The 21,783-nt window shown below is 66.1% G+C and carries 24 protein-coding genes; 13 read left to right on the top strand and 11 right to left on the bottom strand.

Annotated elements, in window-relative coordinates:
- Positions 1 to 24 precede the first annotated feature (24 nt).
- Positions 25 to 288, top strand: a complete 264-nt coding sequence (locus ACLIIZ_RS01480; RefSeq protein ID WP_416690428.1) for a hypothetical protein — start codon at positions 25 to 27, stop codon at positions 286 to 288.
- A gap of 10 nt (positions 289 to 298) precedes the next feature.
- On the opposite strand, the gene ccmI is transcribed toward ACLIIZ_RS01480, so the two are convergent.
- The 10 genes from ccmI to ACLIIZ_RS01430 form a co-directional block, all read right to left on the bottom strand.
- Positions 299 to 1,129 carry a c-type cytochrome biogenesis protein CcmI gene (gene ccmI / locus ACLIIZ_RS01475; protein ID WP_416690427.1) on the bottom strand — a complete coding sequence of 277 codons (831 nt, stop codon included), beginning with the start codon at positions 1,127 to 1,129 and terminating at the stop codon, positions 299 to 301.
- A complete protein-coding gene (locus ACLIIZ_RS01470; RefSeq protein ID WP_416690426.1) occupies positions 1,126 to 1,605 on the bottom strand; it encodes a cytochrome c-type biogenesis protein in 480 nt (159 codons plus the stop codon). Before ACLIIZ_RS01470 ends, ccmI begins: the two co-directional genes overlap by 4 nt.
- Positions 1,602 to 2,186, bottom strand: coding sequence for a DsbE family thiol:disulfide interchange protein (locus tag ACLIIZ_RS01465; protein ID WP_416690425.1), 585 nt, complete (start codon positions 2,184 to 2,186; stop codon positions 1,602 to 1,604). Before ACLIIZ_RS01465 ends, ACLIIZ_RS01470 begins: the two co-directional genes overlap by 4 nt.
- Positions 2,183 to 4,180 (bottom strand): heme lyase CcmF/NrfE family subunit, encoded by a 1,998-nt coding sequence (locus ACLIIZ_RS01460; RefSeq protein WP_416690424.1) that lies wholly within the window; start codon positions 4,178 to 4,180, stop codon positions 2,183 to 2,185. Before ACLIIZ_RS01460 ends, ACLIIZ_RS01465 begins: the two co-directional genes overlap by 4 nt.
- Positions 4,181 to 4,182: 2 nt before the next feature.
- Positions 4,183 to 4,674 carry a cytochrome c maturation protein CcmE gene (gene ccmE / locus ACLIIZ_RS01455; RefSeq protein WP_416690423.1) on the bottom strand — a complete coding sequence of 164 codons (492 nt, stop codon included), beginning with the start codon at positions 4,672 to 4,674 and terminating at the stop codon, positions 4,183 to 4,185.
- The gene (ccmD, locus tag ACLIIZ_RS01450) at positions 4,671 to 4,859 is read right to left on the bottom strand and encodes a heme exporter protein CcmD (RefSeq protein ID WP_416690422.1); all 189 of its coding nucleotides are present in this window, start codon (positions 4,857 to 4,859) and stop codon (positions 4,671 to 4,673) included. The genes ccmE and ccmD overlap by 4 nt, the downstream gene beginning before the upstream one ends.
- Positions 4,856 to 5,608: a heme ABC transporter permease CcmC gene (gene ccmC, locus ACLIIZ_RS01445; protein WP_416690421.1), complete on the bottom strand. Its 753-nt coding sequence runs from the start codon at positions 5,606 to 5,608 to the stop codon at positions 4,856 to 4,858. The genes ccmD and ccmC overlap by 4 nt, the downstream gene beginning before the upstream one ends.
- Positions 5,605 to 6,273, bottom strand: a complete 669-nt coding sequence (gene ccmB / locus ACLIIZ_RS01440; RefSeq protein ID WP_416690420.1) for a heme exporter protein CcmB — start codon at positions 6,271 to 6,273, stop codon at positions 5,605 to 5,607. Before ccmB ends, ccmC begins: the two co-directional genes overlap by 4 nt.
- A 9-nt stretch (positions 6,274 to 6,282) precedes the next feature.
- On the bottom strand, positions 6,283 to 6,897 hold the full coding sequence (gene ccmA, locus ACLIIZ_RS01435; RefSeq protein WP_416690419.1) for a cytochrome c biogenesis heme-transporting ATPase CcmA: 615 nt from the start codon (positions 6,895 to 6,897) through the stop codon (positions 6,283 to 6,285).
- A gap of 124 nt (positions 6,898 to 7,021) precedes the next feature.
- A complete protein-coding gene (locus ACLIIZ_RS01430; RefSeq protein ID WP_416690692.1) occupies positions 7,022 to 7,975 on the bottom strand; it encodes a cytochrome-c peroxidase in 954 nt (317 codons plus the stop codon).
- A gap of 207 nt (positions 7,976 to 8,182) precedes the next feature.
- On the opposite strand from ACLIIZ_RS01430, the gene ACLIIZ_RS01425 reads away from it, so the two are divergent.
- A complete protein-coding gene (locus tag ACLIIZ_RS01425; RefSeq protein ID WP_416690418.1) occupies positions 8,183 to 9,088 on the top strand; it encodes a hydrogen peroxide-inducible genes activator in 906 nt (301 codons plus the stop codon).
- On the opposite strand, the gene ACLIIZ_RS01420 is transcribed toward ACLIIZ_RS01425, so the two are convergent.
- Positions 9,070 to 13,689 carry an EAL domain-containing protein gene (locus tag ACLIIZ_RS01420; protein ID WP_416690417.1) on the bottom strand — a complete coding sequence of 1,540 codons (4,620 nt, stop codon included), beginning with the start codon at positions 13,687 to 13,689 and terminating at the stop codon, positions 9,070 to 9,072. The two genes, ACLIIZ_RS01425 and ACLIIZ_RS01420, sit on opposite strands and share 19 nt — an antisense overlap.
- A gap of 272 nt (positions 13,690 to 13,961) precedes the next feature.
- Between ACLIIZ_RS01420 and ACLIIZ_RS01415 the strand changes: the two genes are divergently transcribed.
- The 11 genes from ACLIIZ_RS01415 to hypA all read left to right on the top strand — a co-directional run bounded on the left by ACLIIZ_RS01415 (position 13,962) and on the right by hypA (position 21,781).
- A complete protein-coding gene (locus ACLIIZ_RS01415; RefSeq protein WP_416690416.1) occupies positions 13,962 to 15,056 on the top strand; it encodes a hydrogenase small subunit in 1,095 nt (364 codons plus the stop codon).
- A gap of 1 nt (position 15,057) precedes the next feature.
- Positions 15,058 to 16,854 carry a nickel-dependent hydrogenase large subunit gene (locus ACLIIZ_RS01410; RefSeq protein WP_416690415.1) on the top strand — a complete coding sequence of 599 codons (1,797 nt, stop codon included), beginning with the start codon at positions 15,058 to 15,060 and terminating at the stop codon, positions 16,852 to 16,854.
- 22 nt (positions 16,855 to 16,876) lie between these two features.
- Positions 16,877 to 17,581 carry a Ni/Fe-hydrogenase, b-type cytochrome subunit gene (cybH, locus tag ACLIIZ_RS01405; protein WP_416690414.1) on the top strand — a complete coding sequence of 235 codons (705 nt, stop codon included), beginning with the start codon at positions 16,877 to 16,879 and terminating at the stop codon, positions 17,579 to 17,581.
- 77 nt (positions 17,582 to 17,658) lie between these two features.
- Entirely contained in the window at positions 17,659 to 18,270 is a 612-nt protein-coding gene (locus ACLIIZ_RS01400; protein ID WP_416690413.1) for a HyaD/HybD family hydrogenase maturation endopeptidase, read from the top strand.
- Entirely contained in the window at positions 18,270 to 18,572 is a 303-nt protein-coding gene (locus tag ACLIIZ_RS01395; protein WP_416690412.1) for a HypC/HybG/HupF family hydrogenase formation chaperone, read from the top strand. The genes ACLIIZ_RS01400 and ACLIIZ_RS01395 overlap by 1 nt, the downstream gene beginning before the upstream one ends.
- The gene (locus ACLIIZ_RS01390; protein ID WP_416690411.1) at positions 18,569 to 19,027 is read left to right on the top strand and encodes a thioredoxin domain-containing protein; all 459 of its coding nucleotides are present in this window, start codon (positions 18,569 to 18,571) and stop codon (positions 19,025 to 19,027) included. The genes ACLIIZ_RS01395 and ACLIIZ_RS01390 overlap by 4 nt, the downstream gene beginning before the upstream one ends.
- A complete protein-coding gene (locus ACLIIZ_RS01385) occupies positions 19,024 to 19,887 on the top strand; it encodes a hydrogenase expression/formation protein (RefSeq protein WP_416690410.1) in 864 nt (287 codons plus the stop codon). The genes ACLIIZ_RS01390 and ACLIIZ_RS01385 overlap by 4 nt, the downstream gene beginning before the upstream one ends.
- On the top strand, positions 19,884 to 20,084 hold the full coding sequence (locus ACLIIZ_RS01380) for a rubredoxin (RefSeq protein WP_416690409.1): 201 nt from the start codon (positions 19,884 to 19,886) through the stop codon (positions 20,082 to 20,084). Before ACLIIZ_RS01385 ends, ACLIIZ_RS01380 begins: the two co-directional genes overlap by 4 nt.
- A complete protein-coding gene (hybE, locus tag ACLIIZ_RS01375; protein ID WP_416690408.1) occupies positions 20,081 to 20,551 on the top strand; it encodes a [NiFe]-hydrogenase assembly chaperone HybE in 471 nt (156 codons plus the stop codon). Before ACLIIZ_RS01380 ends, hybE begins: the two co-directional genes overlap by 4 nt.
- A complete protein-coding gene (locus tag ACLIIZ_RS01370) occupies positions 20,548 to 21,447 on the top strand; it encodes a hypothetical protein (protein WP_416690407.1) in 900 nt (299 codons plus the stop codon). Before hybE ends, ACLIIZ_RS01370 begins: the two co-directional genes overlap by 4 nt.
- Positions 21,440 to 21,781, top strand: coding sequence for a hydrogenase maturation nickel metallochaperone HypA (hypA, locus tag ACLIIZ_RS01365; protein ID WP_416690406.1), 342 nt, complete (start codon positions 21,440 to 21,442; stop codon positions 21,779 to 21,781). The genes ACLIIZ_RS01370 and hypA overlap by 8 nt, the downstream gene beginning before the upstream one ends.
- The last annotated feature ends 2 nt before the right edge of the window (positions 21,782 to 21,783 follow it).

Below are 21,783 nucleotides of genomic sequence, written 5' to 3'. Positions count from 1 at the left end.
CCTTTTTTTTCAGGAAACGGGAAAATGAGCGGATTCGAGCACTACCATCAGGAAATCGGCGCGCTGGATCACGAAATCCACAAGTACGCCCAGCTTTGCGGAGTCGACCTGAGCAAGCGCTACGAGATCGAGGCCTGCCTCGCCGAGCACCACGACGACTGGGCCGGCGACAAGGCCAGGGAATCGTTGCGCGGCCTGCTCGTGCTCCGCCTCAAGGTGGAAACGGAAATGATCGAACTGGGCATGCTGCCGCCGCCCTTGCTGCCGGCGGCGACCGGGCAGAACTGAGGCGGGTGCCTCAGCCGCCCTTCTTCATTTCCTCGATGCCCTTGCGCAGCATCTGGTCGAGTTCGGAACCGGCTTCGACCTGCGGCAGCAAAGCTTCCCAGTAGGCGATGCCGTTCTTGCGGTCACCGGCTTCCATTGCCGCGGCACCGGCCAGGAAGAGGGTATGGGCGTGCTTGGGATCGAGCTTGAGCGCCTGGTCGATCAGTTCCTTGGCCTTGCCGGTCAATCCCTTTCCATTCGCCATCGCCAGCGTTTCGGCGTAGCTCGCCAGCAATTCCGGATCCTTCTCGATGGCCGGCTCGGCCTTGGCATAGGCGTCGACCGCCTCGCCATAGCGCCCCAGCATCTTGTACGAGCGCGCCAGCATCAGCCAGCCGTTCATGTCGTCCGGGTTCTCCTGCATGCGGGCCGCCAGCTTGGCCACCATGGCGTCGATGTCGGCCGCCGTCATCTGCTTTTGCGGCGCGGTTGCCGCCGGGTCCAGGGCCTGCGGATTGCCGAGCAGGAGGTAGCCGCCGACGGCCGCCAGCGGCAGCAGGAACAATACCAGCAGCGCAGTCTTGCGGCTGGTGGCCGGCCCGCCATCGCTCTCCTGGGTTTCGCCCACTTCCTCAAGCAGGCGCTTCTGCAGCTCCACCTTGGCCTGCGCAAAATCGGCCTCGCCAAGATTGCCCTCGAGACGTTCGCGTTCGAGGTCGGCCAGTTGATCGCGGAAGATTGCCAGGTTGGCGGCCTTGCGGTCGGCGTCGCTGGGGCGACGACGCCCGAACCAGAGACCGGGAATGATCAGCAGCGCCGTGACGACGACGAGCAGGGTGGCAAAAAGGGCGAACTGGGTCATTTCTCTTCGTTTTCCTTGAGCAACGCTTCGGCGCGGCGGATTTCCTCGGCCGTCAGCGGCTTGGCCTGGGCGGCGGTCTGCTGGCTGCGCCGCTTGAGATAGGAGCGCATGGCCAGGATGGCGATCAGCAGCAGGGCCAGCGGACCGCCCCAGAGCAGCATGGTGATGCCCTTGACCGGCGGCCGGTAGAGCACGAAATCGCCGTAACGGCTGACCATGAAATCGAGAATCTCGGCGTTGGATTTGCCGTCATGGATCATGCCGCGGATTTCCCGCCGCAGATCGACGGCCAGCTCGGCGTTGGAGTCGGCGATCGTCTCGTTCTGGCAGACCAGGCAACGCAGCTCCTTGGACAACTCTTGCAGGCGCTTTTCGGCGACCGGGTCGTCGGCCACCGCCGCTTCGTTGGTGCGCGAGGCGTAGGCCGCCGTCGACAGCAGGCTGAGGACCAGGAACAGGATACGGGCGCAATTCATCGATTCAGCTCCGCGACCAGGGGCAGGATCTTGTCCTTGAGCACCTGCGGGCTGATCGGCCCGGTATGCTTCATGCGGATCACGCCCGTCTTGTCGATGACGTAGGTTTCCGGAACGCCATAGACGCCGTAATCGATGCCGACCCGGCCGTCGATGTCCATCACTGTCAGCAGATAGGGGTTGCCGTGCTCGGTCAACCAGCCCTGCGCCCGTTTGACGGCGAGCGGCACTTCCTGCTCGGGCGGCACGCGGCGCATGTCGATCTCGCCGTCGCCGCGCAGTTCCTTGTAGTTCAGGCCGACCACCGGCACCTGGCCGTTGCGCGAGAACTCGACGAGCACCGGGTGTTCCTGGCGGCAGGAGACGCACCAGGTGGACCAGACATTGAGCAGCCAGACCTTGCCCTTCATGTCTTCCGGCCCCATCGTCGCGCCCTCCTTGCCCAGGACGGCCAGGCGGAACGCCGGCGCCGGCTTGCCGACGAGCGGCGACGGCACCTCGCGCGGATTCAGGTTGAGACCGACGGCGAGCAGCACGACCAGCGCGGCAAAGGCGCCAAGTATCCAGTAATAGCGATTCATCCCTGATTTCCCCCAAGCACGTTCGCGGCGACATCAGCGGCGGGCTTGCGCCGGCTGCGGTAGCGGCGGTCAAGGATGGCCAGCAAGCCGCCCAGCGCCATGATCGCGCAGCCGCCCCAGATCCAGTCGACATAGGGCTTGTAATAGACGCGCACCGCCCACTCCGCTTGCGGCCGGTCGGGATCGATCGGCTCGCCGAGCGAGACATAGACGTCGCGCAGCAGACCGGCGTCGATCGCCGCCTCGGTCATCGGCATCGACGACGAGAAGTAGTTGCGCTTTTCCGGGAACAGCTTGCGCTCCAGCTTGCCGCCCAGGAGCAGGTCGAAATCGCCCTGCGCCGCCTGGTAGTTCGGCCCCTGCAAAGACTGGACGCCGTTGAAACGGAACTGGTAGCCGCCAACATCGACGACATCCCCCGGCCCCATCTTGACGTCCTTTTCCTCTTCATAGGTACTGACCATGCTGACGCCGACGACAAAAACGGCGATACCGATATGCGCGACATGCATGCCGACGAAGCTCGCCGGCTGATCCAGCGCGGCGGCGACGAAGCCGCGACCGCCGCGGGTCTGATTGACGCGACGGACGAAGTGGATCAGCGCCGTGACGACGATCCACGCCGCCAGCAGCAGACCGAGCGCGGTCAGTACCTTCCACTGGCCATAGAGCAGCGGCACGGCGATCGCCACCACGACGGCGACGGCAAAAGCCCAGCGCAGGAGGCGCGCGATCTCGCCCAGCGACGCTTCCTTCCAGCGGGCGAAGGGGCCGATCCCCATCAGGAACAGCACCGGCATCATGACCGGGAAGAAGACCGTATCGAAATACGGCGGCCCGACCGAGATCTTGCCGATACCGAGGGCGTCGATCAGCAGCGGGTAAAGCGTGCCGAGCAGGACGGTGGCGCAGGCGACGACCAGCAGCACGTTGTTGGTGAGCAGCAGCGACTCACGGGAAATCAGGCCGAAACGACCGCCCAGACCGACCGACGGCGCGCGCCAGGCGAACAGGGCGAGCGAAGTGCCGATCACGGCGACCAGGAAGACCAGGATGAAGACGCCGCGCGTCGGATCGGTGGCGAAGGCATGCACCGAGGTCAGGACACCGGAACGGACCAGAAAGGTGCCGAGCAGCGACAGCGAGAACGCCGAAATCGCCAGCAGCACTGTCCAATTCTTGAAACTGCCGCGTTTTTCGGTGACTGCCAGAGAGTGGATCAGGGCCGTGCCGACCAGCCAGGGCATGAAGGAAGCGTTTTCGACCGGATCCCAGAACCACCAGCCGCCCCAGCCCAGTTCGTAATAGGCCCACCACGAGCCCATGGCGATGCCGAGGGTCAGGAAGATCCACGCCCCCGTCGTCCACGGCCGCGACCAGCGCGCCCAGGCGGCATCGAGCTTGCCGGAGAGGAGGGCGGCGATGGCGAAGGCGTAGGCCACCGAGAAACCGACGTAACCCATGTAGAGCAGCGGCGGGTGGATGACCATGCCCGGATCCTGGAGCAGGGGATTCAGGTCGCGCCCCTCGGCGACGCCAGGTAACAGGCGTTCGAAGGGATTCGAGGTGATCAGGATGAAGAGCAGGAAACCGAAGGAGACCAGGCCAAGGGTACCGAGCACGCGGGCCAGCATCACTTCCGGTAACTGCCGGGAGAAGAAGCGCACCGCCAGCAGCCACCAAGCCAGCATCAGCATCCATAACAGGAGCGACCCCTCGTGGCCGCCCCACACCGCCGCGACGCGATAGGCGAGTGGCAGCAGGGAATTGGAATGCTGGGCGACATAGGCAACCGAAAAATCGTTGGCGACGAAGGCCCAGGTCAGGCAGGCAAAGGAAACCGTAACCAGCAGCGAGAAGGCGCCAGCCGCCGGCCGGCAGAGGGCGATCCAGGGTTGATTGCCGTTATGGGCCCCAATCAGGGGAAGGGTGCCCAGCAGGAGCGCAACCAGCGCCGCCAGGATCAGGGCGAAATGGCCAAGTTCAGGAATCATGCTCAGTTACTCGCGGGTTGCGATGCCGTCGCCGCCGGTTTTTCCTGCGCGGACGCCTTCTGGACGCCGCGTTCGTGCGCGTCGTTGAGCGCCTTGGCCGCTTCCGGTGGCATGTAGTTCTCGTCGTGCTTGGCCAGGACTTCCTGGGCCTTGAACGTCCCGTCCGGCAGCAGGCGCCCCTGGGCGACCGCACCCTTGCCTTCCATGAAGAGGTCGGGAAGGATGCCGACGTAATCGACGACGATATCGTGCTCGGTATCGGTGACGATGAAACGGATGGTCACCCCGTCGGCCTGCCGCTGGATGCTGGCTTCCTTGACCAGGCCGCCGATGCGGAACAGCTTGTCCTGCGGGGCCTTGCCCTGGGCGACGTCGGTCGGCGAGATGTAAAGGGCGATGTTGCTGTTCAGTGCGTTCAGCACCAGGGCCGAAATGGCGCCGACGAGCGCCAGCGCCCCGACGATCAGGGCCAGTTTCTTGTGGCGGGACTTCATGCTTCCTTGCTCCGGGATTCTGCGCGCAACTGGCGCTTCAGGCGGGCGATGGTCGTCTTGCGCGAGCGACCGACGGCTATCGGTTCGATCGCCATGACCAGCGCGGTAACGCCAAAGGAGCCCCAGACATAGAATCCGTAGCCGCCCATGGCGATGAAATCGGCGAAACTGTTCCAGTAGATCATTGCATTTCCCCGCTCCGCATCAGTTCCGCCCTGACCCAGTCGGTGTTGCGCTCGCGCTCAAGCATCAGGGTCCGGACCCGCGCCAGCGCGACGGCGATGCTGTACATCCAGAACGACAGGGCCATCAGCAGCATGCCCCACAGCATGACCTCGGCCATCGACGACTTGGCGAGATTGACGCTGGAGCCCTGGTGCAGCGTGTTCCACCATTTCACCGAAAAATAGATGATCGGTACGTTGACCACGCCGACCAGCAGCAGGATGCCGCCGGCCTTGTCGGCGCGGCGCACGTCGTCGATCGCGGCGACCAGCGCCAGGTAACCGATGTAGAGGAAGAGCAGGATCAGCTCCGAGGTCAGGCGCGCGTCCCAGACCCACCACGTCCCCCACATCGGCTTGCCCCACAGGGCGCCGGTCCACAACGACAGGAAGGCCATCAGCGCGCCGGTCGGCGCCAGCGCCCGCGCCATCATGCCGGAGAGGCGGGTGTTGAAGGCCAGCCCGATCGCCGCCCAGAAGGCCATCACCAGGTAGATGAACATGCTCAGCCAGGAAGTCGGCACGTGGATGAAGATGATCCGGTAACCCTCGCCCTGCTGGAAGTCGGTCGGCGCCACCAGCATCCCGATGTAAAGCCCGGCGATCCCGAAGAGGACGGCGAGGGCAACGAACCAGGGAATCATCTTGCCGGCCAGCGGGTAGAAGGTGGCTGGCGACGCGAAACGGTAGAGATTGAAGCGGTCGTTCATTCGAGGGCGATCTTCAGGGCCGCAGCCGACGCCCAGGGGGCAAATCCGATTGCGGCGATGGTCATGGCAGCGAGCAGTGATAGGTGTCCTTCCCCCCCGAGACCGGACACCGTCGCATCAACTGCGCCAGCGCCGAATATTAGCACCGGAATGTAAAGAGGGAGAACCAGTAACGACAAAAGTACACCGCCGCCGCGCAGGCCCAGGGTCAGCGCCGCGCCGATGGCGCCGATGCCGGACAGCGCCGGGGTGCCGAGCAGGATGGCGGCGGTCAGCACGAACAGGGCATCACCGGAGAGATCGAACTGGATGCCGAGGACCGGCGCGATCAGCGCCAGCGGCAGGCCGGAAACCAACCAGTGGGCGATCACCTTGCCGGTCACCACGAGGCCCAGCGGGTGTGGCGACAGGGCCAGTTGTTCCAGCGTGCCGTCGCGCAGGTCGTCGGCGAACAGGCGGGGCAACGAAAGCATCGTCGCCAGCAAGGCGGCGACCCACAGCACGCCGGGCGCCAATTGGCGCAGCAGGTCGAGTTCCGGACCGATGCCGAGCGGGAACAAGCTGACCACGATGATGAAGAAGAACAACGCGGAAACGATGTCGGCCTGGCGACGCATGGCCAGCTTCAGGTCGCGGCCGATGACGGTGAATACGATATCGAGCATCTGTCGTCCTCAGCCGATGCGCAGTTCGCGCACCGTGCCGGCGGGAATCGCCACCGGCTGGTGCGTCGTCATCACCGCCATGCCGCCGCGCTGCAGGTGCGCCGAGATCACCCCGGCCAGCCAGTCGACGGCGCCGACATCGAGGGCGACAAAGGGTTCGTCGAGAATCCACAACGGCCGCCGGTCGATCACCAGGCGGGCCAGCGCGACGCGGCGTTTCTGCCCCTGCGACAGGTACTTGCAGGCGAGATCCTCGCGCCCGGCAAGACCGACCTGTTCCAGGGCGTCGATCGCGTCATCCTCGGACAAGGTCTCGCCGGCCAGGCGAGCGCCGGCCAGCAAGTTTTCGAGCGGTGTCAGCTCTTCCTTGATCGCGTTGAGGTGGCCGAGATAACAGAGGGCGGCGTGGTAGTCGTCGCGGTGGCGAGCGATCGCCTCGCCCTGCCAGCGGATTTCGCCGACCTCCGGCGGCAGCAGGCCGATCAGCATGCGCAGCAGGCTGGTCTTGCCGGCACCGTTGCGCCCCTGCAGGTAAAGCAACTCACCCGCTTCCAGCGTGAAGCTCAGGCCTGCGAACAGGCGGCGCTCGCCGCGCACGCATTCCAGATTGTCGGCTTCCAGCATGGTCAGGGCCCGGGATCTATCCGGCGCGTATTATGGACGCGCCAGTGTACCGACAGTTTGCGGTGAATCAAATCGAAAAGAACGGGGGCCGCAGCCCCCGAAACGTGCGCGGTCGAACAGCCGTCTATTTGAACGGCGTCGGACGCGGGGTGGTATCGGAAGAGGGCGGCAGGATCGGCAGCGTGAAGTTCGGCTGCTCGCCGGTCAGGGTCTTCAGGAAAGCGACGATCTTGGCGTTTTCATCCTTGGTGAACTTCTTGCCCAGTTGCAGGCGGCCCATCACATCGACCGCTTCGGTCAGCGTGTTGGCGGCACCGTCGTGGAAGTAGGGATAGGTCATTTCGACGTTGCGCAAGGTCGGCACCTTGAAGTTGAAGCGATCTTCATCCTTGCCGGTGACGGCGGCGCGACCATCCGACATCTTGCCCTTGTACGGCTCGACGATGCCCATCTTCTGGAAGGAATTGCCGCCGACGGCTTCGCCGTTGTGGCAGGCGACGCAGCCACTGTCCTTGAACAGCGCATAGCCTTCCTGCTCCTGCTGGGTCAGCGCCGCCTTGTTGCCGAGCAGCCACTGGTCGAAGCGCGAGTTCGGCGTGACCAGGGTCTTCTCGAATTCGGCGATGGCCAGCGTCACCTGGTCGATGTCGATCTTGTTCTTGCCGAAGACCATCTTGAATTCGCGGACGTAGGCCGGGATCGATTCGAGGACGTTGATCGCCAGCGTATGCGTGAACGCCATTTCACCCGGATTGGCGATCGGGCCACCGGCCTGCGCCTTGAGATCGGCGGCGCGGCCGTCCCAGAACTGGGCCAGGTTGAGGCTGGAGTTGAGCACCGTCGGCGCGTTGATCGGGCCTTGCTGCCAGTGATCGCCGACCGAGGTCGGAATGTTGTCGGTACCGCCCATCGACAGGTTGTGGCAGGTGTTGCAGGACATGATGCCGGACTTCGACAGGCGCGGGTCGAAGTACAGTTTCTTGCCCAGTTCGACCATGCCGACATTGATGCTGGCGGGCGGCTTGATCGGCTGGATCGGTTCGTCGCTGGCGGCCTGCACGGCGCCCTGCAGAGCCATGCCGGAAAGCAGGAGGATGGCGGCGGAAAGGACGGTACGTTTCATTATTGATCTCCCTCGTTGTGAAATTTGCCGGACCATTCTCACCCTCGAGAAATTTGCAAATTTGATCCAAATCAATGGTTTTTATGGGATTTCCCTATAGTAACCATAGGTATCCCCTATAAATCATGAGGGTATGATCCTCAGTCTTAGGAGGAAACCGGCATGACCCTGACCGAACTGCGTTACATCGTGGCGCTTGCCCAGGAAAAGAATTTCAGCCGTGCCGCCGAGCGCTGTTCCGTCAGCCAGCCGACCCTGAGCGTGGCCATTGCCCGTCTTGAGGATGAGCTTGGCGTGCAGTTGTTCGAACGCGGCAAAGGCTTCGTCAGCCCCAGCCTGGTGGGCAGCAAGGTCGTCAAGCAGGCGCAACTGGCCCTCAACGAGGCGGAAAAAGTGCGGCAGATCGCCCAGCGTGGCCGCGACCAGCTCGACGGCCACCTGCGTCTGGGCGTCATCCACACCATCGGTCCCTACCTGCTGCCGCAGTTGATCCATTCGCTGAAGAACATCGCGCCGAACATGCCGCTGGCGATCGAGGAGAACATGACCGCCAAGCTGGCCGACATGCTGCGCGACAACGACATCGACGTCGCCATCATCGCGCTGCCCTTCGACCTGCCCGGGGTGCTGACCCGCCCCCTGTACGACGAGCGCTTCAAGGTCATCGTGCCGCGCGGCCATCCCTGGGAAAAGCGCGCCGCCATTACGCCGGAGGAAGTCGCCGGCGACGAGGTGCTGCTGCTCAAGGCCGGCAACTGCTTCCGCGACCAGGTGCTGGACGCCTGCCCGCAGGTGAGCAGCCCGGAAACCGACATCCGCCTCGGCCATTCGATCGAAACCATCCGCTGCATGGTGGCGTCCGGCCTGAGCGTCTCGGTGCTGCCGGAAAGCGCGCTGCAGGAGCCTTACGGCAACGACATGATCAGCGCCATTCCCTTCCTCGCCCCGGAACCGTCGCGCCGTGTCGCGCTGGCCTGGCGCAGTTGCTTCGTCCGCCCGAAGGCGATCGACGCCTTGCTCGCCGCCGTGCGTGGCCTCGATTCGCCGGCCTACCGCTTGCTGGTCTGACTGCCGATCAGGATTTCGGCCTGCAGTTGCTGCAGCAGTTCGCTCATTTCCCGGCTGGCTTGGTGTAGCGTCTGCCAGGAATCGGCCAGCGACTCCTCGTTGCCGGCCTGCTGCTGGTCGAGCATCAACCGGGCGACTGCATGCAGGCGCTGGTGGATCGGGTCGATCGCCGCGAAGGTCGGGATCTCGCCGTAGCGCTTGCGACCCGCCCCCTGGTACCAGCGTCCGAAGCTGCAGGCCAGGTGATCGAGTTCGATTGACGGCGCGCTGCCCGGCGCTGCGGCGAGGGCATTTTCCAGGGCCTTCATCCAGCGCCGGTGATCGACCTCGGCGATCAGCATCGGCAGGTCCTCGCGCGCCCAGGTGAAGGCCGAGGCCGCCGACCACAGTTCGTCCGGTCGGAATTCCGCCATCCACTGCGGCAGACTCGCCGCCGGCATCGGCCGGGCGATGCCGAAGCCCTGCGCCAGGTCGCAGCCGAGAAGCAGCAGGACGAGGCCGTGCTCGATCGATTCGACGCCCTCGGCGATCACCTGGCGGCGGAAGGCGCGGGTCAGGCCGATCACCCCCTCGACGATGGCAAGGTCTTCCGGGTCGTCGAGCATGTCGCGCACGAAGGACTGGTCGATCTTCAGGATTTCCGCCGGCAGACGGCGGAAATAGGTGAGCGAGGAATAGCCGGTACCGAAATCGTCGAGCGCGAAACTGACGCCGAGCTGGCGACATTCCGTAAACAGTTGGGCGACGCGCCCGACATCCTCGATCGCCGCGGTTTCCAGCACCTCCAGTTCGAGCCGTGACGGATCGAGTTCCGGGTGCGCCGCCAGTTGACGCCCGAGTTCGGCGGCGAAGCCGGGATGCTGCAGGTGTTCGCCGGCGATGTTGATGCTCAGCTTGAGGTCGATACCGGCCGCCGCCCAACTCGACAACTGGTCGAGCGCCGTGGTGATGACCCAGTTGCCGAGGTCGATCGCCAGCTCGTTGCCCTCGATCGCCGGCAGGAACTCCTGCGGCAGCAGCAGGCCGCGTTGCGGATGCTGCCAGCGGATCAGTGCTTCGGCGCCGACCACACGGCCCTGCCGCATGTCGACCTTGGGCTGGTAATGGAGGACAAACTCGCCGGCCGCCAGGCCCTGGCCGATGCGAGTGATGTCCTCGCGGCGACGGCGCGCCCGGCGGTCCTTCTCGGGATCGAACAGGTGGTGGCGGTTGCGCCCGGCCTGCTTCGCCACGTACATCGCCTGGTCGGCGTGGCGGAGCAGGGTGTCGGCATCGGAACCGTCGTGCGGGTAAAGGGTGACGCCGATGCTGGCCGAAATCGTCACGTTCTCGCCGGCCACCGCGAAAGGCTGGGTCAACGACGCGGAAATCCGGCTCAGTGCCTGATCGCACTCGTTGAGGTCGTTGAGCGTGGACAGCAGCAGCACGAACTCGTCACCGCCCAGGCGGGCGACGGTGTCGCCGCCGCGCACGCAGTTGCGCAGACGCTGAGCGACTTCGACCAGCAAACGGTCGCCGGCGGCATGGCCGAAGCGGTCGTTGACCGGCTTGAAACCGTCGAGGTCGAGATAGCAGACCGCCAGCAGGCCGCGATTGCGGGCGGCGTTGGCCATCGCCAGTTGCAGCCAGTCGGCGAGCAGCATGCGGTTGGGCAACTGGGTCAGGGCGTCGAAATGGGCGAGACGTTCGAGACGCTGCTGGTGCTCCTTGAGCAGCGTGATGTCGGAAAAGATGCCAACGAAATGGGTGATCGTCCGCTCGGCGTCGCGCACCGCCGAGATGGTCAGCAACTCGACGAAGATCTCGCCGGATTTCTTGCGGTTCCAGACTTCGCCGCGCCAATGACCTTGATCGCGGATCGCTTCCCACATGTTGCGGTAGAAGGCGGCGTCATGATGGCCGGAATTGAGCATGCCGGCGTTCTGGCCGATCGCCTCGGCGCGACTGTAGCCGGTCAGTTCGCTGAAGGTCGGGTTCACTTCGACGATGTGCCCGGAAACATCGGTGATCATGATGCCTTCGTGGGCGTTGGCGAAGACGCTGGCGGCCAGGCGCAGCCGCTCTTCGGCCGCCAGCCGTTCGCCGACGTCGCGGGCAACGGCGATCAGCGCTGCCTCGCCGTTCCAGTGCCCGTGCACGGCGCGGACCTCGGTCTGCACCAGACGACCGTCGGCAGCCAGCAAGGGGGCCGGACAGGCATTCAGGCGACCGGCGAACATCTCGTCGAGATTGTGCTGCGCCTGCTCGCGCCAGGACGCCGGGTAAAGCCGGGAGACCGGTTCGCCGTGCAGGATGCCCGGCGCGTAGCCGAGCGCCTGGTCGACCACCGGGTTGTAATGGACGATGCGGCCACCGGCGTCGATGACGAAGATCAGGTCGTCGAGCGAGGCGAACAGGCCGCTCAGATTGTCCCGCGACTGCCGCGCCGCCTCGCGGGCTTCGATGCGTTCGAGCGCCATCGCGTACTGACTGACCAGGTGCTGCACCGCCTGGCAGGTGGCGACCGAGATCTGCACGGTACGATGTCCAGCCAGGTTGAGGCAGGCGATCGCCCGACCGTTGACGACGATGGGCAGGGCGATCAGGCAGCGCAGGCCTTCGCCGGCATAGTGCGCGGGATCGATCAGACTGCAGTGATCCTGCTGCTGACAGCAGGTGTGACAACTGCACAGCACCTTGCCGTTGCGGATCAGTTCTGCCTTCGGAGAATCCGCCACGCAGCAACGGGCAGCGGCGACGAACGCGGGCGACAGGCCCTTGTGCACGCGCAGTTCGTAGTCGCCGCCGGCGTTCTGCCAGTAGAACCCGCCGCTGTCGAATTCCGGGTAGCGCAAGGCGAGGTCGAGCATGGTCGCCAGCAGCGCCTCGGGGTCGGCCTCGGTATTCAGGGCGTTGGCCAGATCGCGCTCGATGCCCAAGCGCAACTGCTCGGCGCGGGTGACGCTGATGTCGATCGCGGTGACGATCAGCGCCGGCTTGCCAGCGTACTGCGTGGCGGAAATCTGCAGGCGCACCAGCAGCACCCGGCCGTCGCGGTCGCACCCCCAGAACTCCAGTTCCTGTGGCGCACCGCCGGTAGCCGAGCGGATCACCGCGGCGATCCGGGCCAGGTCGTTCAAGCCCTGGGCAGCCAGGAAGTCCGGCGCATGACCACGCAGTTCCTCGCGCCGGTAGCCGGTCATCCGCTCGGCCGCCGCGTTGGCGTCGAGGCAGCGACCGTCGCCGTCGATGACGAACAGCGCGTCGCCCGCCGATTCGAACAGTTCCCGGAAGGTCTGCTGGCTGCGCCCGAGCTCATCGGCCTGCTGTTGGTGGGCGATCATCAAGGCAGCCAGACGGCTGGCCTGGCGGATGGTTTCGCGGCTGCCGTCGGGCAGGCGACCGGCCTGCTCGCGATAGACGGCAAAGGTGCCGAGCAGGCGGCCGTCGGGACCGAGCAGGGCTTCCGCCCAGCCGGAGGTGACGCCGATCCGGCGGGCAAAATCCCGATAATCGATGCCGCAGGCATTCTCGTGGATGTTCTCGATATAGGCTTCGCCGCGCCGCCAGGCCGCCGTCCCGGACACCCCGACCCCTTCGGCAACCGGCATGTTCGCCAGCAGGGCGCGTGCGTCCTCGGCCAGTCCGGGCGCCGCGGCAACGTGCAAGTGGGCGCCGTCGGCGTCGGCCAGCATGATCGAACAGATGATGCCGGGGACCTCGTGCTCGGCGGAGAGGGCGATCAGTTCGAGCAGGCCGGCGAGCCGTTCGCCGCGCAGCATGCCGGTCATCGCCGCGTTGCGGATCAGCAGCGCTTCGTCGTAGCGGGTCTGCAACCCGCGCTGCTCGCTGATCGTCTCGTCGAGCAGATCCATTTCCAGCGGCCGGATCAGGCTGTGCTCGGTGAGCAGGCCGAGCAAGCGGCCTTCGGCATCGACCACGACGAGATGCCGGATGCGGCTTTCCAGCATCAGCGCCGCCGCGTCGGCGGCCGAAGTTTCGGGCAGGACGCCGGTCAGCGGCTGCGTCATCACCTCGCCCAGGGTCGGATTTCCCGACGTCTGCAGGTAGAGGCGGACAACATCGCGTTCGGTGACGATGCCGCAGGCGGTGCCGCCATCGACGACGACGACGCTGGTCGCCCGCGCCGTCCCCATCGCCGCCAGCGCCTCATCCAGCGTCGCCTGCCGCGGCAGGCGGGGGAAAACCCGGTCCATCAGGCCTTCGACGGTATTGAGCTGGCGGTAGAAATCGAGCCCGAAGAAGCGGCGAAAATCGGTCTCGCTGACGATGCCGAGCAGACGGCCTTCGCCGCCCGTCACCACCAGGTGGCGGATACCCAGCCGCGTCGCCTGGCGGAAGGCGCTGCGCACCTCGGTATCGTGGCTCACCGTATGCACCGGCGTCGTCATGAAATGCGCCACCGGCCGCCGCTGATCCTCGTGTCGGCGCATCGCATGCAGCATGTCGCGCTCGGTCAGGATGCCGACCACCCGCGTCGCGTCGACGACGACCACCGAGGAAATCCTCGCCTCGACCATCAATGCCGCCGCTTCGGCAAGTGTTGCGGAAGGGGCCACGCTGTCGGCGTGCAGGGTCATCAGGTCGGCTACGGTCGGCATCCCCGGATTCTATTCAGGCGCGACCGGCTTGTGTTGATCGAGTGCAAGATTCTCGGGGCATGCACGGCAATTTTCGGCGATTGGCAAGCAATGCAAAATTAGTTTCCACAAGCGGTAATCAAGCTTTCATCACCACCTTCGCAAGGGCCGGCACCGGCACCGGGCGCTTCCAGCCAAACCCTTGGTTTTCAAGACTAATCGGCGAAACACCGGGTGTGGCACGACCTTTGCGGAAGCTCACCACCGCAAGACTGACCATCGGGGGGAGCAAAGTGACTGAAACATTCTATGAAGTGCTGCGTCGCCAGGGAATCACCCGGCGCAGCTTCCTGAAATTCTGCAGCCTGACCGCGACCTCGCTCGGGCTGGGCAGCGCCGCCGCGCCGCGCATCGCCCAGGCGATGGAAACCAAGCCACGCACGCCGGTGATCTGGCTGCATGGCCTGGAATGCACCTGCTGCTCCGAGTCCTTCATCCGCTCGGCGCATCCGCTGACCAAGGACGTCGTGCTGTCGATGCTCTCGCTCGACTACGACGACACCTTGATGGCCGCCGCCGGTCACCAGGCCGAGGCGATCATCGAAGAGGTCAAGAAGAAGTACAAGGGCAACTACATCGTCGCCGTCGAAGGCAACCCGCCGCTCAACGAAGACGGCATGTTCTGCATCCATGGCGGCCGGCCCTTCGTCGAGGTGCTCAAGGAAACCTGCGCCGACGCCAAGGCGATCATTTCCTGGGGTGCCTGCGCTTCCTACGGCTGCGTGCAGGCGGCCAAGCCGAACCCGACGCGCGCCACGCCGGTGCACAAGGTGATTTCCGGCAAGCCGATCATCAACGTGCCGGGCTGCCCGCCGATCGCCGAAGTGATGACCGGCGTCGTCACCTACATGCTGACCTTCGACCGCATTCCCGAGCTCGACCGCCAGGGCCGGCCGAAGATGTTCTACGGCCAGCGCATCCACGACAAGTGCTACCGCCGCGGCCACTTCGACGCCGGCCAGTTTGCCGAAGCCTGGGACGACGAAGGTTCGCGCAAGGGCTACTGCCTGTACAAGATGGGCTGCAAGGGCCCGACCACCTACAACGCCTGCTCGTCGATGCGCTGGAACGGTGGCGTCAGCTGGCCGGTGCAGTCCGGCCACGGCTGCATCGGCTGCTCGGAAGAGGGCTTCTGGGACAAGGGCAGCTTCTACGACCGCGTCACCTCGATCACGCCGTTCGGCGCCGAATCGAACGCCGACACCATCGGCAAGGCCGCCGCCGGCACCGTCGGCGCGGCGATCGCCGCCCATGCCGCGGTGACCGCGCTGGCCCGCGCCCGCCAGAAGGCCGGCGAGTCCGCAACCGAACAACAGGGAGAAAACTGAGATGGGCGTGTACGAAACCCAGGGCTTCAAGCTCGACAACACCGGCAAGCGCGTCGTCGTCGACCCGGTCTGCCGCATCGAGGGCCACCTGCGGGTGGAAGTTAACCTCGACGACCAGAACGTCATCCGCAACGCCGTCTCCACCGGCACCATGTGGCGCGGCCTGGAAGTCATCCTCAAGGGCCGCGATCCGCGCGACGCCTGGGCCTTCACCGAGCGCATCTGCGGCGTGTGCACCGGCACCCACGCGCTGACCTCGGTGCGCGCCGTCGAGGACGCACTGGCGATCAAGATTCCGGAGAACGCCAACACCATCCGCAACCTGATGCAGTTGAACCTCTACGTTCATGACCATCTGGTGCACTTCTACCACCTGCATGCGCTCGACTGGGTCGATGTCGTGTCGGCACTGAAGGCCGACCCGAAGGCGACCTCGACGCTGGCCCAAAGCATCTCGTCGTGGCCGCTGTCCTCGCCCGGTTACTTCCGCGACATCCAGAACCGTCTGAAGAAGTTCGTCGAATCCGGCCAGCTCGGGCCGTTCATGAACGGCTACTGGGGCAACCCGGCGTACAAGCTGCCGCCGGAAGCCAACCTGATGGCGGTCGCCCACTACCTCGAAGCGCTCGATTTCCAGAAGGAAATCGTCAAGGTGCACACCATCTTCGGCGGCAAGAACCCGCACCCGAACTGGCTGGTCGGCGGCGTCCCCTGCGCCATCAACCTCGAAGGCACGGGAGCGGTCGGCGCCATCAACATGGAACGCCTCAACCTGGTCAAGAGCATCATCGACCGCTGCACCGAGTTCGTCGAACAGGTCTACATCCCCGACCTGCTCGCCATCGGCTCCTTCTACAAGGGCTGGCTGCACGGCGGCGGCCTGTCGTCGAAAAACCTGCTCTCCTACGGCGACATCCCGCAGAAGGCCAACGACTATTCGGCCGCCAACCTGCTGCTGCCCCGCGGCGCCATCATCAACGGCAAGCTCGACGAAATCCACCCGGTCGACCTCAAGGACCCGGAGCAGGTGCAGGAGTTCGTCGCCCACTCCTGGTACAAGTACCCGGACGAAACCGTCGGCCTGCATCCCTTCGACGGCGTCACCGAGCCCAACTTCGTGCTCGGCCCGAACACCAAGGGGAGCAAGACCAACATCAAGGAACTCGACGAAGGCGCCAAGTATTCGTGGATCAAGGCCCCGCGCTGGCGCGGCCACGCCATGGAAGTCGGCTGCCTGTCGCGCATGGTGCTCGGTTATCTGCAGCCGAAGCAGTACCCGGAAATCCATGGCCTGGTCGAAGGCGCCCTCAAGCATCTCGACGTGCCGGTCACCGCGCTGTTCTCGACCCTCGGCCGGACCGCCGCGCGCGGTCTGGAAACGGCGTACTGCGTCAAGCTGCAGAGCCAGCAGTTCGACAAGCTGATGGCCAACCTGAAGGCTGGCGATCTCAACACCGCCAACATCGAGAAGTGGGAACCCGCCACCTGGCCGAAGGAGGCGATGGGTGCCGGCTTCACCGAAGCCCCGCGCGGCGCGCTCGGCCACTGGATCAAGATCAAGGACACCAAGATCGACAACTACCAGTGCGTCGTGCCGACCACCTGGAACGGCGGTCCGCGCGACCACAAGGGGCAGATCGGCGCGTTTGAAGCGTCGCTGATGGACACCCCGGTGGCCAAGGCCGACGAACCGCTGGAAATCCTGCGCACGCTGCATTCCTTCGATCCCTGCCTGGCCTGCTCGACACACGTGATGAGCCCGGACGGTCAGGAAATGACGTCGGTCAAGGTCCGCTGAGCGGTCCGGAAAGGAGGCTGAAATGCTCTCTCAACAGGACATGCTGGAGGCCGAACGGCACGGTCGGCAGGTGCGTTCGATCTATGTGTACGAGGCGCCGGTACGACTCTGGCACTGGATCAACGCACTGGCGATGGTGGTGCTGGCGGTGACCGGCTACTTCATCGGCAAGCCCCTGCCGACGGTTCCCGGCGAAGCTGCCGAGAACTTCGTCATGGGTTACATCCGTTTCGCCCATTTTGCCGCCGCCTACATCTTCGCCGTCGGCCTGCTCGGCCGCATCTACTGGGCGCTGGTCGGCAACCACCACGCGCGGCAGATCTTCAAGCTGCCAATCACCAACCCGCAATGGTGGAGCGAAGTCTTCTTCGAACTGCGCTGGTATCTTTTCCTGGAAAAGACGCCGAAGAAGTACGTCGGCCACAACCCGATGGCGCAGTTGATGATGTTCTTCTTCTTCACGGTGCTGGCGGTCGGCATGGTGTTCACCGGTTTCGCGCTGTACAGCGAAGGCGCCGGCCTGGGCACCTGGAGCGACACGCTGTTCGGCTGGGTGATCCCGGCGCTCGGCGGCTCGCTGCAGGTACACAACCTGCACCGACTGGGCATGTGGATCATGATGACCTTCGCCGTCGTCCACATCTACGCGGCGATCCGCGAGGACATCATGAGCCGGCAGTCGCTGATCTCGACCATGGTCAGCGGCTGGCGGATGTTCAAGGACTGAGCGGGCCAGGGTTCACCTTGCGTAGGCTTGCCCCGGTGCACTCTGGTGCCCGGGGCTTTTTCCCCAGAGGAAGAGAGATGGAAAAACGCATACTCGTACTCGGCATCGGCAACCTGCTGTGGGCCGACGAAGGCTTCGGCGTGCGCTGCGTCGAAGCGCTCAACGCCGGCTGGCAGTTTCCGCCGCAGGTGACGCTGATGGACGGCGGCACGCAGGGCCTCTACCTGCTGCCCTACGTCCAGGAAGCCGACTGCCTGCTGGTCTTCGACGCCGTCGATTACGGCGACACGCCGGGCGACCTGCGCGAGGTGGTCGGCGACCAGGTGCCGCGTTTCATGGGCGCCAAGAAGATGAGCCTGCACCAGACCGGCTTCCAGGAAGTGCTGATGGCCGCCGAACTGACCGGCAAGCTGCCGGCCGAACTGGTGCTCATCGGCGTCCAGCCGGAAGAGCTGGAAGACTTTGGCGGCAGCCTGCGCGACGTGGTCAAGGCGCAGATGGCGCCGGCGCTCAACCTCGCCCTCGACTGGCTGGAACGCTGGGGCGCCACCGGCCGCCTGCGCGACAGCGAAGCCGAGCCGATCACCGACGCGGCGCTGGCCATCGACCTCTACGAAGGCGAACGACCGCCGGCCGACCAGGCCTACCGCCTGGGCGATGCCCGTTTCCTCAACCTGGAGGCGGCCTGATGTGTCTCGGCATCCCGGCGCAGGTCATCGAATGCGGCGAGCACTACGCGCGCTGCCAGGGGCCCGACGGAGAACAGCGCATCGACATCCGCCTGGTCGGCGCCCAGGCGCCGGGCAGCTGGCTGCTCTGTTTCCTCGACGCGGCACGCGAGGTGATCGACGCCGAACGCGCCGCTGCCATTACTGCCGCACTTTCCGCACTCGACGCGGTCAACGCCGGAGAGACCGATCTTTCCGCCTTCTTCGCCGACCTCGAGCGCGAACCCCAACTGCCCGAATTCCTGAGGACGCCCACCCCATGAGTCTCGAACTGAAAGCCGGCCCGACCTCGCTCGAACGCCTGGAAACCGCCATCGCCCGCATGCAGCAGAAACACGGTTTCGTCCGCGTCAGCGCCGACCAGCCGGCTTTCCCGGCCGGCCTGGCGGCGCTGTTGCTGACCGACGACCCGCAACGCAACCTGGAAGTGCTCGACGCCTGCGTCATCCTGCCGGAAGCGCTGCTCGCGCTCGGTGCCAACGTCGCCCGCCTGGTCGCCGGCCCGGACGCCGCCGCCGCGCTGCTGCAGCGCTTTGCCGTGGCGCGCGCGCCGGCCGTCGTTTTCCTGCGCGACGGCGACTATCTCGGCAGCCTGAACGGCATCCGCAACTGGCAGGAATACCGCGACGAAGTCGCCCGTCTCGCCGCCGGCCCGGCCCGGCCGCGCCCGATTTCCATCCCGGTGCTCGGCGCCGGCCAACCCGGAGCCTGCGCATGAACCCGTCCACCCTGCGTCCCTTCCCGATTTCCGTCGTCGCCATGGGGCCCGGCTCGCAAGGCGATGAAGCGCCCGACTACCTGCCGATGCCGAAGGACATGCAGACCTTCGCGGCGCCCTACCTGCCGGAAAACGTGGCACCCGAAACCGTCGCCGCCGTGATGCAGCTGCTCGGCGATTTCGTCGTCCGCGCCACCGAGGCCGGTCTCGACGGCGGCGCGACGGCCGACCTGGCCAGGCTGCCGGCCGGCGTGCGCGACGTGATCACCCAGTCGCTCGGCTTCGGCGAAGTCAGCGCCTTCACCACCGCGCCGCGCCACTGGCGCGTCCAGGAAACCGCCTTCGCCGGCGTCTGGCGCGTGCTGGAGATCGCCGACGACGGCGCCATCCTCGCCGACCGCCTGGAAACCGCCAGCATTCCCGCCGTCCTCGTCGACGCGATGCAGGAATGCGCGAGCAGCGTCCTCGCCGCGCCGGAATACGCCGCCGACTGCATGAACGCGCCGGCCCTGGTCGAGGAAATCCGCATGCAGGCCGCCACCTGGCAGCCGGGCGACGCCGCCCACGTCATCAACCTGAGCCTGCTGCCGGTCAGCGAAGGCGACCTCGACGCGCTCTACGGCTGGCTCGGCCACCGCGAGGTGTCGATCCTGTCGCGCGGCTACGGCAACTGCCGGATCACCAGCACGCGGCTGAAGAACGTCTGGTGGGTGCAATACTTCAACAGCATGGACGCGCTGATCCTCAATTCGATCGAGATCGTCGGCATGCCGGAAGTGGCGCTCGCCGCCGACGACGACTTCGCCGATTCGCTGGAACGCCTGCGCGAATACCTCGACATGATGGCGGAGCCGCTGTGATCTTCGAGGGCAGCTTCCGCGCCGTGCAGCCCGCCGACCGCCTCGAATGCGGCGTCTGCTGGTGGGTCTACGACCCGGCGGAGGGCGACGACGTGCGCGGCATCGCCCCCGGCACGCCGTTCGCCGAGCTGCCCGACGACTGGTGCTGCCCCGGTTGCGACGCGCCGAAGCACAAGTTCATGGTGATCGCCGCGTGAAACCCTGGGCGGACGATCCGACGGCCGACATTGCGGCCGTCTTCGCCGACATCGCGGCGACGCGCATGGCCGGCCTGCCGATCTGCAACCCGGCGCTGCAGGTCGAAGCGCTCGGCTTCCGGCGTGCCGAATCCGGTCACTGGGTCGGCGCCCTGGTCACCCCGTGGGCGATCAACCTGCTGTGCCTGCCCGGCCACGCCGACTGGCCGGCGGCTGCCGCCGGCAGCCATTACGACTGGGCCTTTCCGTCCGGCGTCTATGAGTTCATCGTCGCCGACGAAGACCGGCTCGGCCGCTACCACCTCTGCTCGCTGTTCTCGCCGGCCGGCGATTTCGCCAGTCACGAACAGGCGCGACTGACCGCGCTGGCGGCGATCACCGCGCTGTTCAACGACCCGCTCGCGGCACCAGCGGCGGCGGCCACGCCGCCCGCCAGCCGGCGCGCCTTCCTCGGCCTGCGCGGATGAACCCGGCCGGCAGCCTGACCATCCGCGCCGGATTCACGGAAAACAGGGTGCGCATCGCCGGCGTCGTCCTCGAACGGCCGGCGATGACGCGCCTCTTCGTCGGCCAGAACCCGGACGCTGCGGTGCGCTTGGTGCCGCACCTCTACGCGCTGTGCGGCGAGGCGCAGCGGGTCACCGCGCGCGCCGCCCTGGCCGCCGCCGAAGGCCGCAGCGCCGCCTGCGACGCGATCGACACCCGCCTGCTGTGGCTGGAAGTGCTGCACGAAAACCTGTGGCGGCTGCTCCTCGACTGGCCGGTGGCCTGCGGCCTGCCGGCGGCGCGCGACGAATTCGCCGCCTGGCGCAGCGCCCGTCTCGGCGTCGACGGCAACGGCGCCACCCGCCGCCTGATCGAGGAAACGCTGTGTCCGCTGGTCGAGCGCTGCCGGATCGTCCTCGACGACCGCGGCGTCGCCCCGACCTGGCCGCAACTCGACGTCGCCGCCTGGCTTGCCTGGTGGCGCGCGCCGGCCGGCGAACGGCCAGTCATCGCCTGCACCACCGACATCGCCGCCGCCTACCTGGCGCGCGTCGCCGACGTTGCCCGGGCGGCCGCCGCGCTCGAAGCCGGCCAAGCATTTCCGCTTGCCGCCGCCGGTGGCGACGGACTGGGCGTCGCCCAGACGCTGACCGCGCGCGGCGTCCTGACGCACGCGATCGCGCTGCGCGACGGCAAGGTCGCGCGGTATCATCTCGAAGCGCCGACCGATGCGAGTTTCGCCGGACCGGCGAAACTCGCGGCACTGCTCGCCGACCGTCGCTACGCGACGGCCGAGGCAGCCCGCCAGGGACTCGAGGCGGCGATCCTGGCGCTCGATCCCTGCCTGCCTTACCAAGTGGAGTGGCAAGATGCATGAAATGTCGCTGGCCGAAGGGATCATCGAACTGGTCGAGGACACCGCGCGGCGCGAAAACGCCGCCCGGGTCGGCCTGGTCGTGCTCGAAATCGGCCAGCTGTCGTCGGTCGAGCCGGAAGCGCTGCGCTTCTGCTTCGACGTCGTGACCAAGGGCGGCATCGCCGACGGCGCGGCGCTGGAGATCGTCGCCGTGCCCGGCGCCGGCTGGTGCATGCCGTGCGCAGCGACGGTACCGATCAGCGAGCTTTACGGCGCCTGCCCGGTCTGCGGCAGCCACCAGGTACAAGCAACGGCCGGCACCGAGATGCGGGTGCGCGAGATCGCCATCGAATAATC

Origin of the sequence: Azonexus caeni (genome assembly GCF_048146105.1) — a bacterium.
Taxonomy (GTDB): Bacteria; Pseudomonadota; Gammaproteobacteria; order Burkholderiales; family Rhodocyclaceae; genus Azonexus; species Azonexus aromaticus_B.
Note: the sequence above shows the minus strand (reverse complement) of the source record. Positions and strands in the feature narration are given on the sequence as shown.

Coding starts and splice junctions, on each gene's coding strand:
- ccmB (WP_416690420.1), bottom strand. CDS start 6,273: ATGCTCGATATCGTATTCACCGTCATCGGCCGCGACCTGAAGCTGGCC.
- ACLIIZ_RS01370 (WP_416690407.1), top strand. CDS start 20,548: ATGAACCCGGCCGGCAGCCTGACCATCCGCGCCGGATTCACGGAAAAC.
- ccmE (WP_416690423.1), bottom strand. CDS start 4,674: ATGAAGTCCCGCCACAAGAAACTGGCCCTGATCGTCGGGGCGCTGGCG.
- ACLIIZ_RS01425 (WP_416690418.1), top strand. CDS start 8,183: ATGACCCTGACCGAACTGCGTTACATCGTGGCGCTTGCCCAGGAAAAG.
- ACLIIZ_RS01465 (WP_416690425.1), bottom strand. CDS start 2,186: ATGAATCGCTATTACTGGATACTTGGCGCCTTTGCCGCGCTGGTCGTG.
- ccmD (WP_416690422.1), bottom strand. CDS start 4,859: ATGATCTACTGGAACAGTTTCGCCGATTTCATCGCCATGGGCGGCTAC.
- ACLIIZ_RS01470 (WP_416690426.1), bottom strand. CDS start 1,605: ATGAATTGCGCCCGTATCCTGTTCCTGGTCCTCAGCCTGCTGTCGACG.
- hypA (WP_416690406.1), top strand. CDS start 21,440: ATGCATGAAATGTCGCTGGCCGAAGGGATCATCGAACTGGTCGAGGAC.
- ACLIIZ_RS01395 (WP_416690412.1), top strand. CDS start 18,270: ATGTGTCTCGGCATCCCGGCGCAGGTCATCGAATGCGGCGAGCACTAC.
- ACLIIZ_RS01420 (WP_416690417.1), bottom strand. CDS start 13,689: ATGCCGACCGTAGCCGACCTGATGACCCTGCACGCCGACAGCGTGGCC.
- ccmI (WP_416690427.1), bottom strand. CDS start 1,129: ATGACCCAGTTCGCCCTTTTTGCCACCCTGCTCGTCGTCGTCACGGCG.
- ACLIIZ_RS01385 (WP_416690410.1), top strand. CDS start 19,024: ATGAACCCGTCCACCCTGCGTCCCTTCCCGATTTCCGTCGTCGCCATG.
- ACLIIZ_RS01430 (WP_416690692.1), bottom strand. CDS start 7,975: ATGGCTCTGCAGGGCGCCGTGCAGGCCGCCAGCGACGAACCGATCCAG.
- ACLIIZ_RS01460 (WP_416690424.1), bottom strand. CDS start 4,180: ATGATTCCTGAACTTGGCCATTTCGCCCTGATCCTGGCGGCGCTGGTT.
- ACLIIZ_RS01400 (WP_416690413.1), top strand. CDS start 17,659: ATGGAAAAACGCATACTCGTACTCGGCATCGGCAACCTGCTGTGGGCC.
- ACLIIZ_RS01480 (WP_416690428.1), top strand. CDS start 25: ATGAGCGGATTCGAGCACTACCATCAGGAAATCGGCGCGCTGGATCAC.
- ACLIIZ_RS01410 (WP_416690415.1), top strand. CDS start 15,058: ATGGGCGTGTACGAAACCCAGGGCTTCAAGCTCGACAACACCGGCAAG.
- cybH (WP_416690414.1), top strand. CDS start 16,877: ATGCTCTCTCAACAGGACATGCTGGAGGCCGAACGGCACGGTCGGCAG.
- ccmA (WP_416690419.1), bottom strand. CDS start 6,897: ATGCTGGAAGCCGACAATCTGGAATGCGTGCGCGGCGAGCGCCGCCTG.
- ccmC (WP_416690421.1), bottom strand. CDS start 5,608: ATGAACGACCGCTTCAATCTCTACCGTTTCGCGTCGCCAGCCACCTTC.
- ACLIIZ_RS01390 (WP_416690411.1), top strand. CDS start 18,569: ATGAGTCTCGAACTGAAAGCCGGCCCGACCTCGCTCGAACGCCTGGAA.